General features: G+C 55.7%; 10 protein-coding genes and 1 tRNA gene. 5 read left to right on the top strand and 6 right to left on the bottom strand.

The features are described from left to right. Window positions 1-28 precede the first annotated feature (28 nt). The 3 genes from NHG65_RS04290 to NHG65_RS04280 all read left to right on the top strand — a co-directional run bounded on the left by NHG65_RS04290 (window position 29) and on the right by NHG65_RS04280 (window position 3,057). Complete coding sequence (locus NHG65_RS04290; protein WP_099064955.1) at window positions 29-2,266, top strand: TonB-dependent siderophore receptor; 2,238 nt, start codon at window positions 29-31, stop codon at window positions 2,264-2,266. A 100-nt stretch (window positions 2,267-2,366) separates the two neighbouring features. Then, window positions 2,367-2,741: a type II toxin-antitoxin system RelE/ParE family toxin gene (locus NHG65_RS04285; protein ID WP_099064956.1), complete on the top strand. Its 375-nt coding sequence runs from the start codon at window positions 2,367-2,369 to the stop codon at window positions 2,739-2,741. Beyond that, the gene (locus NHG65_RS04280; protein ID WP_207976426.1) at window positions 2,728-3,057 is read left to right on the top strand and encodes a helix-turn-helix domain-containing protein; all 330 of its coding nucleotides are present in this window, start codon (window positions 2,728-2,730) and stop codon (window positions 3,055-3,057) included. The genes NHG65_RS04285 and NHG65_RS04280 overlap by 14 nt, the downstream gene beginning before the upstream one ends. A gap of 27 nt (window positions 3,058-3,084) precedes the next feature. Here NHG65_RS04280 and puuE read toward each other — a convergent pair whose 3' ends face one another. Genes puuE through NHG65_RS04265 form a run of 3 tightly spaced genes read right to left on the bottom strand, consistent with a single transcriptional unit; the run spans window position 3,085 to window position 5,532 of the window. Beyond that, on the bottom strand, window positions 3,085-4,023 hold the full coding sequence (puuE, locus tag NHG65_RS04275) for an allantoinase PuuE (protein ID WP_219015454.1): 939 nt from the start codon (window positions 4,021-4,023) through the stop codon (window positions 3,085-3,087). Between the two features lie 19 nt (window positions 4,024-4,042). Continuing rightward, window positions 4,043-4,786, bottom strand: coding sequence for an aspartate/glutamate racemase family protein (gene hpxA, locus NHG65_RS04270; RefSeq protein WP_219015453.1), 744 nt, complete (start codon window positions 4,784-4,786; stop codon window positions 4,043-4,045). Further along, a complete protein-coding gene (locus NHG65_RS04265; protein WP_219015452.1) occupies window positions 4,783-5,532 on the bottom strand; it encodes a GntR family transcriptional regulator in 750 nt (249 codons plus the stop codon). Before NHG65_RS04265 ends, hpxA begins: the two co-directional genes overlap by 4 nt. Before the next feature lie 166 nt (window positions 5,533-5,698). On the opposite strand from NHG65_RS04265, the gene NHG65_RS04260 reads away from it, so the two are divergent. Then, a complete protein-coding gene (locus NHG65_RS04260; protein ID WP_207976435.1) occupies window positions 5,699-7,159 on the top strand; it encodes an NCS1 family nucleobase:cation symporter-1 in 1,461 nt (486 codons plus the stop codon). A 46-nt stretch (window positions 7,160-7,205) separates the two neighbouring features. Here NHG65_RS04260 and NHG65_RS04255 read toward each other — a convergent pair. Continuing rightward, a tRNA-Asp gene (locus NHG65_RS04255) sits at window positions 7,206-7,282 on the bottom strand. A 146-nt stretch (window positions 7,283-7,428) separates the two neighbouring features. Then, window positions 7,429-8,169, bottom strand: a complete 741-nt coding sequence (gene dnaQ, locus NHG65_RS04250) for a DNA polymerase III subunit epsilon (RefSeq protein ID WP_099064962.1) — start codon at window positions 8,167-8,169, stop codon at window positions 7,429-7,431. Window positions 8,170-8,241: 72 nt separating this feature from the next. Between dnaQ and rnhA the strand changes: the two genes are divergently transcribed. After that, window positions 8,242-8,709, top strand: a complete 468-nt coding sequence (gene rnhA / locus NHG65_RS04245) for a ribonuclease HI (protein WP_099064963.1) — start codon at window positions 8,242-8,244, stop codon at window positions 8,707-8,709. Here the strand turns inward: rnhA and NHG65_RS04240 are convergent. Next, on the bottom strand, window positions 8,706-9,425 hold the full coding sequence (locus NHG65_RS04240) for a class I SAM-dependent methyltransferase (RefSeq protein ID WP_099064964.1): 720 nt from the start codon (window positions 9,423-9,425) through the stop codon (window positions 8,706-8,708). The genes rnhA and NHG65_RS04240 overlap by 4 nt on opposite strands. Between the last annotated feature and the right edge of the window lie 38 nt (window positions 9,426-9,463).

Below are 9,463 nucleotides of genomic sequence, written 5' to 3'. Positions count from 1 at the left end.
CAATGATGGGAACCACTGGAAAATAATGATGAAGCGCAAACACCTCTGGGTATTAAATCCTTGTCTGCTGGCGATGATCGCACCCGCAGCAGCCTGGGCAGAAGAACAAAAAAGCGAAGAGCAAATGGTGGTTTCCGCCAGCCGCTCGCACCGTTCCGTGGCAGAAATGGCGCAGACCACCTGGGTGATTGAAAGCCAGGAAATTGAGCAACAGGTACAGGGTGGCAAAGAGATCAAGGACATGCTGGCGCAGTTGATCCCAGGGATGGACGTCAGCGGTCAGGGCCGTACCAACTACGGCATGAACCTGCGCGGCCGTTCGATGATGGTGATGATCGACGGCGTGCGTTTGAACTCTTCACGCAGCGACAGCCGCCAGTTGGACTCGATCGACCCGTTTAACATCGACCACATTGAAGTGATCTCCGGTGCCACCTCGCTGTACGGCGGCGGCAGCACCGGCGGTTTGATCAACATCGTCACCAAAAAGGGCCAGAAAGAGCAGCAGGTTGAGCTACAGGTCGGCGGCAAAACCGGCTTTGGCGGCCATAACGACCACGATGAGAACGTAGCGGCGGCGGTCAGCGGTGGCAACGACAATGCCTCGGGCCGCTTGTCGGTCTCTTACCAGCGTTACGGCGGCTGGTACGATGGCAAAGGCAATGAAGTCCTGATCGACAATACCCAGACCGGCCTGCAGTATTCCGATCGTCTCGACGTGATGGGTACCGGCACCATTAATATTGACGATCACCAGCAGTTGCAGCTGACCACCCAGTATTACAAAAGCCAGTCCGATGGTGACCACGGCCTGTATCTGGGGGAGAATTTCGCGGCCGTTACCGGCAGCGCCAAGGCGTACAACAGCGGTGACCTGAATTCGGATCGTATTCCAGGCACCGAACGCCACCTGATTAACCTGCAATACTCCAACACCGATTTCCTCGGGCAGGATCTGGTCGCTCAGGTTTATTATCGCGATGAGTCGCTGACCTTCTATCCGTTCCCGACGCTGGCGGGCAAAGCGCCGGACTACTATGTCAGCAGCATCGGTGCCTCACAGCAGAAAACCGATTTTTACGGCGGCAAGCTGACGCTGAACAGTAAACCGATCGACGCCCTGACGCTGACCTACGGCATCGACGCCGAGCATGAAAGCTTTAACTCCAATCAGCAGTTCTTCAATCTGGCAAAGGCGCAGCAATCCGGCGGTATGACGCTGGAAAATGCCTATAACACCGGCCGCTATCCGGGTTATACCACCAGCAATCTGGCCACCTTTATGCAGGCCAGTTACGACATCAACCCGATCTTTACCCTGAGCGGCGGTGTGCGTTATCAGTACACCGAAAACAAGATTGATGACTTTGTCGGCTATAACCAACAGCAGGCCATCGCTACCGGCGGTGCAACCTCAGCGGATGCGATCCCAGGCGGGAAAACCGACTACAACAACGCCCTGTTCAACGCCGGCCTGCTGGCGCACCTGACCGAACGTCAACAGACCTGGGTCAACTTCTCACAGGGCTACGAAATTCCGGATCCGGGCAAATATTACGGCAACGGCACTTATTCGCTGAACAACGGCCACTATCAGTTGAACAAAAGCGTCAACGTCGGCGATTCCAAGCTGGAAGGCATCAAGGTTAACTCCTATGAGCTCGGCTGGCGCTATACCGGCGACAACCTGCGCACGCAGATCGCCGGCTATTATTCTCTGTCCGATAAGAGTATTTCGATCAACAAAACCGACATGACCATTAACGTCAATTCGGATAAGCGTCGTATCTATGGGGTAGAAGGCGCGGTCGATTACTTCTTCGAAGACAGTGACTGGAGTGCGGGCACCAACTTCAACTTCATTCGCTCCGAGACCAAGGTCAACGGCGAGTGGAAAAAGTTGCTGGTGGACACCGCCAGCCCGTCGAAAGTCACCGCCTATGTTGGCTGGGCACCGGGCGACTGGAACCTGCGCCTGCAGTCACAGCAGAGCTTCGACGTGTCGGATGACGGCGACTACACCAAGGCCGGCTCCACTCAGGGCCGCAAGATTGATGGCTACAACACCATCGATTTCCTCGGCAGCTATGCCCTGCCAGTGGGTAAAGTCAGCTTCAGCGTAGAGAACCTGCTGGACAAGGAATACACCACGGTCTGGGGCCAGCGCGCACCGATCCTTTATAGCCCAACTTACGGCTCGCCAGAGCTTTACAGCTATAAAGGCCGCGGCCGCACCTTTGGCCTGAACTACTCCGTCCTGTTCTGATCCTTCGGGCGGAGGTCACTCCGCCCAACCTCCCTTCCCGCATTGCCGCTTTATATCAGTTGTGTAATAATCCAAAAATATGATCAAGGAGTGATCGTTCATGGACACACATCGGGTAAGACAGTTGGTATGGATCGCCAGCAGCAAAAAAGATCTGCTTTCGCTGCCGGATGAGGTCATTAAATCCGTCGGTTATTCCCTTCATTGCGCGCAGGCCGGATTAATCCCCCCTGGCGTGAAGGCTCTCAAGGGGTTTCAAGGCGCAGGCGTATTGGAAGTCGTAGAAGACCATGACAGTAATACCTACCGAGCGGTTTATACCCTACGATTTGAGGATGCCGTGTTTGTGCTGCACTGCTTTCAGAAAAAATCCAAGACAGGTGTAGCGACGCCAAAAGCGGATATTGAACTCATCAAGTCTCGCCTTAATAGAGCCAAACAGGTTTATGAGGACATGAAAAATGGCAAAATATGACGAAAATGATTTTGAGCTCGGCTCGGATAACATTTTTGCCGATTTAAATCTGCCTGATGCCGACAATCTGCAACTAAAAGCCGATCTCGCTATCCAGATCATCAGTACCATCAAACAATTAGGTCTCAATCAGGCTGAAGCGGGCAAACGCATGAACCTGCCACAGGCGCGCGTCTCTGCCCTGTATAACGGTAAATTTTTCAACATGTCGGAAAAAAAGTTGATGGATTGTCTCAACCGCCTCGGCTATGACATTGAAATTGTTGTCAGGCCGAGCCAGGATCCCGTTGGTCATCGAACCCTTTCGGTGGCGTAAAAATTCAGGGCCGTATCGGCCCTTTCTTTATTGCTTGAACGGGTGCTGCGCCAGCCAATGGTCGGCGATATCCTGCCGGCGACATACCCAGACCCGATCGTGCTGCTCGATATAGTCCAGGAAACGCTGCAACGCGCGGAACTTGCCCGGACGCCCGAGTAAACGGCAATGCATGCCGATAGACAACATCTTCGGCGACTCCGCCCCTTCGGCATACAGCACGTCAAAGCTGTCCTTCAGATAGGTAAAGAACTGCTCACCGGTGTTAAACCCCTGCGGCGAAGCAAAGCGCATGTCGTTAGCCTCGAGCGTATAAGGCACGATCAAATGCGGCTTCGTCTCACCGTTGGCACACTGCACCTCGGTCCAGAACGGCAGGTCATCACCGTAATAATCGCTGTCGTACAACAGTCCACCTTGCTCCACCACCAACCGGCGGGTGTTCGGGCTGTCGCGGCCGGTATACCAGCCGAGCGGTGCCTTGCCGAACAGATCGCGCAATACCGCGATCGCCTGTTGCATATGCTGCCGTTCGGTCGCTTCGTCCATGTGCTGGTAGTGGATCCAGCGCCAGCCATGGCTGACCACGTCATAATTGGCATTTTTAATTGCCTCAACCACCAACGGATTACGCGCCAGCGCCATCGCCACACCAAACACCGTCAACGGCAGGCCACGGCGCTGAAACTCATTATGGATACGCCAGAACCCGGCGCGAGAACCGTATTCGTACAGGGACTCCATCGACATATGCCGTTCAGGGTAGCTGGCCGCGCCGATAATATCGGAGAGAAACTGTTCAGAACCGGCGTCGCCGTGCAGCACGCTATTTTCCGCCCCTTCCTCGTAGTTGAGGACAAACTGCACCGCGATCCGCGCCTGTCCCGGCCAACGAGCATGGGGTGGCTGGCCACCGTAGCCGATCAAATCACGGGGATAATCCTGGTTGAACTGGTAGTCACTCATCGCTGTTTCCCTTTACTGATTACCGGTTAAAACCGCCAAACATACCGGACAGGGGTTTGGCCTGCGGAAAAGCCAGATCGCCGTGTTTGCTGGTGTTCAGGCCGAGCGCATGCAACGACTCGATCATTTTTACCGCGGCGCTGACGCCGTCGATCACCGGGATCCCCAGTTCCTGAGTCAACTCACGCGCCAAATCGGCCATGCCGCCGCACCCGAGCACAATCGCCCCGCTGCCGTCCTGTTGTTTTGCCTGAATACAGTGTTCACGCACCTTTTGCTGCGCCAGACCGCTGCCGTCTTCCAGCGCCAATACCGGCAGATCGATCGCATGCAGTGCGGCGCAGTGGCGCTCAAAACCGTATTGATGCAGTAAATGCCGCGCAATAACCAACGTACGCGGCAAGGTGGTGACAATGGAAAAACGCGTCGCCACCAGCGTCGCCATATGCATGGCCGCCTCGGCGATGCCAATCACCGGCCGGTTTGCCAACTCCCGCGCCGCCAGCAGGCCCGGATCGCCAAAACAGGCGATGACATGGCCGCTGACACCCGCCTCTCGTCCCAACTTCACCTGCTGTAATACGCCGATGGCAGCAATGGCTTCGTCAAAATGCCCTTCTATTGATGGCACCCCTTCCTGCGGGCAGACCGCCAGGATCTCGGTATCGGGTGCGGCCACCGATCGGGCTGCCACAGCAATGGTTTCGGTCATGCTCCGGCTGGTGTTCGGATTGATGACCTGAATGATGCAGCCCGCGGTCATAGCGACTCCCGCGTGCCGGATTCGGCAAAGATTTGGGCGAAATCTGGCGTTTCATTTACAGCCTGGTCAAACCGCAGATTGGCCACAATGTCGTCAAAATGACGGGCCATATGATCCGCCAGCGCCGCGCTGTCTTTGTCGCGCAGTAACATCAGCAAATCACTGTGATCGTGGCAGCGACAGCCCTGCTGCCAGGGAGAGCCGTAAACGGCTATCACCAACGATGAACGCAGGGTGAGCAGTGAAACCATCTCGGTCAGCACCTGATTACCGGCGATCGCCTGCAGTTGAACGTGAAACGCGGCGGACAGGCGGATCGCCGCCGCACCGTCCTGATCGCGGTGGGCCTGCTGCTCCTGCGCCACTATCTGTTCCATCACCAACAGGTGCTCTTCACGGCAGTGGGCAATCACCTGCGGCAGATTGGCGCACTCCAGCATTTTTCGCGTCTGGAAAACATTCGCCGCTTCGCCCTGCCCCGGCGTGGCGACCTGTGCACCACGTTTGGGCAGTTGGGTAACCAATTGCACTGCGGCAAGGCGCTGCAGCACCCGCCGGATACCGGTGCGGCTGACACCAAAGGTCTCCGCCAACGCTTCTTCCGGCAATTTGCTGCCGGGCAGCAACCGATGCTCAACAATCGCCTTCACCAGTGAGTTGTAAATATGATCGTCTTTATCTTCAATGAAATAACTGGCCTGCTGCCCATGCCACGCGGCATTGGTGCCGATCGCTGTACCGATCATTTTGCTGCTCCCCGTCCCCTTAGATAATCAAATCGTATACAAGAATAATATCTCTTGTATACAAAAATGAGCAGTCTGGCCTGGATCCTGCAAAAGCCCTCTCAGCAATCTTTGCCAAAAAACAGATAACAACATCCGGGTGACGTTCTTGAGAGGAGCACGATTTATGCCAAACCCTAATGAAAACTACAGTCCCAAGCTGTGTAACGACGACCTGGCCCCCACGCGTGACCAGAACTGGAGTTGGTACAACATCTTTTCTTTCTGGATGTCGGATGTGCACAGCATGGGCGGCTATGTGGTGGCCGCCAGCTTCTTCGCCCTCGGGTTGTCGAGCTGGCAGGTCTTGATTTGTCTGCTGGTGGGGATTTGCATCGTGCAGTTTTGCGCCAACCTGGTGGCTAAACCCAGCCAGCTCGGCGGCGTGCCCTACGCCGTTTTAAGCCGTCAGGCGTTTGGCGTGTTCGGTGCCAATATTCCGGCGGTGATCCGTGGCATGATCGCCTTCGCCTGGTACGGCATCCAAACCTATCTGGCTTCCAACGCACTGATGCTGACGCTGCTGAAATTCTTCCCGTCGCTGGAGCCGATGACCCAGCCGCATTTCCTCGGGTTGTCGCAACTGGGTTGGGTCTGTTACATCACCATGTGGCTGTTGCAGGCGATGGTGTTTTGGCACGGCATGCAGGCCATTAAGCGTTTTATCGATATCGCCGGACCGGCCGTTTACCTGGTGATGTTCGCGCTGGCAGGCTGGATTGTTTACCGCGTCGGTTTTTCCAACCTGTCCCTCACGCTGTCGAGCAAAACCCTGAGCACCGGTGAACAGGGTTGGCTGATGTTGACCGCTACCGCGCTGGTGGTGTCTTACTTCTCCGGCCCGCTGCTTAACTTCGGTGACTTTACCCGCTATGGCAAAAGCTTTGCCGAAGTGCAGCGCGGTAACCGTTGGGGCCTGCCCTTCAACTATCTGCTGTTCTCGCTGGTGACCGTGGTGATCGTTTCCGGCACCCTGCCGCTGTTTGGGCAGCTCATCACCGATCCGATCGAAACCGTCACCCGCCTCGACAGCGATATCGCCGTCGCCCTGGGTTTGCTGACCATGATTGTCGCTACCATCGGCATCAATATCGTGGCCAATTTTGTGTCGCCGGCGTTTGATTTCTCCAACTGCTCACCGCAGAAGATCAGCTTCCGCACCGGTGGGATGATCGCCGCCGTCGGCTCATTCCTGCTGACGCCGTGGAACCTGTTCCAGTCACCCGAGCTGATTCATTACACGCTGGATGTACTGGCCGCCTTTATCGGCCCGCTGTTCGGCATTCTGTTGGTGGACTTTTACATCATCAAGCGCGGCGAACTGCACGTCGACGACCTGTATAACGCCACGCCAAACGGCCGTTACTGGTACAAGAACGGCTTCAATCCGAATGCGATTTGGGCACTGGTGCCGGCCGTGGCGATCGGGCTGGCCATCAGCTTTACGCCGGGCCTGCATCAGGTGGCTAACTTCAGTTGGTTTATCGGTGCGGCACTGGGTGGGGGAGGTTATCGAATCATTGCCCGCCGCGAATGGGCAGCCAACCAGGCAGTGACCTTTGCCAAGGCAGAATTAAGCAAAGATTAAAAACAACGAAGCCCTGAGTTATTGCTAACTCAGGGCTTCTGAATGTTGGCGGAACGGACGGGGCTCGAACCCGCGACCCCCTGCGTGACAGGCAGGTATTCTAACCAACTGAACTACCGCTCCGCGCCGTTCTTCTCTTTCGAGAGGAACGAGGCGCATATTACGGTTGAGCCACTATGGCGTCAATGCCTTTCTCTTACCAAATGAACCGTTTGCACAGTTTTTCAGCTAACAGGGGCAAAAGATTATCTGCCCAGATTAAAACAGCGTTATTCCACTTCTGTACGCCACAGGCAACTGCCGCCCTTTTTCGCCACCAAATCCAGACGTGCCTCGTGAGCCACCACTTCTTCATCGCTGGCGTAGACCACTTTCATCGTCGTCGCCGGACGCACAATGCGCTGAATGTCCTGCGTTGAATTATTATTCTGCGTATCGCCTTCCATCTGGAATGCCATCGACGTCTGACCGCCGGTCATCGCCAGATAGACTTCCGCCAGGATCTCGGCATCGAGCAACGCGCCGTGCAGCGTACGCTTGCTGTTGTCTATCTCGTAGCGGCCACACAGGGCATCGAGGTTGTTGCGCTTGCCCGGGAACAGGCGGCGCGCCATTAACAGGCTGTCGGTGATGGTACAGAAGGTATCGGTCTTCGGGATGCCCTGCTGCAGCATGCGGAATTCGTGATCCATAAAGCCGATGTCGAACGCCGCGTTATGGATGACTAACTCGCCACCGCGGATAAAGTCGATAAACTCATCGGCAATCTGGGCAAAGGTCGGTTTATCCGCCAGGAACTCATCGCTGATGCCGTGAACCCCATAGGCCTCAGGATCCACCAGCCGATCCGGCTTGATGTAGACGTGGTAGTGACGGCCGGTCGGACGGCGGTTAATCACTTCCAGTGCACCAATTTCAATGATGCGGTGGCCTTCGTAATGCACCCCGAGTTTATTCATACCGGTGGTTTCGGTATCGAGGACAATCTGTCTGGTGGTTGTAGAGATCATATTGCAGTGCTCGCAGCGCGTGTTTATGTCAGACTTGGCTTTTATAAAACTGATAGGAAGAGTCTACCAGAGATGCTCAAACAGGTAGAAATTTTCACCGACGGCTCCTGCCTTGGCAACCCGGGCCCCGGTGGTTATGGCGCAATACTGCGTTATAAGCAGACTGAAAAAACCTTCAGCGCGGGCTTCCGCCTGACCACCAACAACCGCATGGAGATGATGGCGGCGATTGTCGCGCTGGAAGCTCTGACCACCCCTTGCGAAGTGGTTCTGAGCACCGACAGCCAGTATGTGCGCCAGGGCATTACCACTTGGATCCACAACTGGAAAAAGCGCGGCTGGAAAACGGCCGACAAAAAACCGGTCAAGAATGTCGATTTATGGCAGCGATTGGATTTGGCCATTCAGCGCCACACCATCAAATGGGAATGGGTCAAGGGCCATGCCGGCCATCCGGAAAACGAACGCTGCGACGTGCTGGCGCGCGATGCGGCCGGTAATCCAACCCAGGATGACGTCGGTTATAAACCGGAAAGTTAAGGCAGTTTGCGATAACTCTTGGTCGCGCCGACGGCGCGGCTGAGAGCAGGCTTCCTGGCACCGAACTTCATCGGTGTTGGCGTCAGCGGCAGGGTGCGTTTACGCGCCACAATCACGCTCATGCACCCCAGCGCCGGTAAGTGAGTGCATAAAAACTTCCCACCTTTACGTTGCCACGGCAACACGTGAAAACGCGACTGATGCAGGACTTCATAATTCAGCAAGCTCAGCCAGTCCAACAGGCGCATCTGGGTAAACATCCGGCTGACGTAAGGCTGACGTTGGCGTAACCCGGGAACCAGCTTGCCTAACCCCAGTAGACTGAACGGATTGAAGGTGCTGATCACCAGCCAGCCGTCGTCGATCAACACGCGATCAACCTCACGCAGCATGCGGTGCGGATCGTCAGCATAAGACAACGTATGCGCCAACAGGCAGGCATCCACCGACTTGGCGGCAAAGGGGAGCTGGTAGGCATCGCCAATCACCTGCAGGTTATCCCCTTCCAGACCCACATTCACCTGATGAGAAATGGCGCATTTGTCGGTTGCCAGACAGGCACTGAGATTACCGAGTTTTAGCAGGTGGAAACCAAACAGCTTCGACCACCAGGGTTGCAACTGCCGCTCAAGCGCCTCACGATAGTATTCCCCCCACGGCAACTCCGCCCAGGACTGTGGGCCGGTGAGCTTTTGTAGAGTATGGGCTGGTTTCATGATTTATTATCTTCTTTCAAGCCGTTGCCAACGAGAGG

The organism is Serratia myotis (assembly GCF_027474885.1).
Classification (GTDB): Bacteria; Pseudomonadota; Gammaproteobacteria; order Enterobacterales; family Enterobacteriaceae; genus Serratia; species Serratia proteamaculans.
This window is presented reverse-complemented; position numbering and strand designations above follow the sequence as displayed.

Excerpts from the sequence above, each read along its gene's own strand:
- NHG65_RS04290 (WP_099064955.1), top strand. The coding sequence starts at position 29 with ATGAAGCGCAAACACCTCTGGGTATTAAATCCTTGTCTGCTGGCGATG.
- NHG65_RS04285 (WP_099064956.1), top strand. The coding sequence starts at position 2,367 with ATGGACACACATCGGGTAAGACAGTTGGTATGGATCGCCAGCAGCAAA.
- NHG65_RS04280 (WP_207976426.1), top strand. The coding sequence starts at position 2,728 with ATGGCAAAATATGACGAAAATGATTTTGAGCTCGGCTCGGATAACATT.
- puuE (WP_219015454.1), bottom strand. The coding sequence starts at position 4,023 with ATGAGTGACTACCAGTTCAACCAGGATTATCCCCGTGATTTGATCGGC.
- hpxA (WP_219015453.1), bottom strand. The coding sequence starts at position 4,786 with ATGACCGCGGGCTGCATCATTCAGGTCATCAATCCGAACACCAGCCGG.
- NHG65_RS04265 (WP_219015452.1), bottom strand. The coding sequence starts at position 5,532 with ATGATCGGTACAGCGATCGGCACCAATGCCGCGTGGCATGGGCAGCAG.
- NHG65_RS04260 (WP_207976435.1), top strand. The coding sequence starts at position 5,699 with ATGCCAAACCCTAATGAAAACTACAGTCCCAAGCTGTGTAACGACGAC.
- dnaQ (WP_099064962.1), bottom strand. The coding sequence starts at position 8,169 with ATGATCTCTACAACCACCAGACAGATTGTCCTCGATACCGAAACCACC.
- rnhA (WP_099064963.1), top strand. The coding sequence starts at position 8,242 with ATGCTCAAACAGGTAGAAATTTTCACCGACGGCTCCTGCCTTGGCAAC.
- NHG65_RS04240 (WP_099064964.1), bottom strand. The coding sequence starts at position 9,425 with ATGAAACCAGCCCATACTCTACAAAAGCTCACCGGCCCACAGTCCTGG.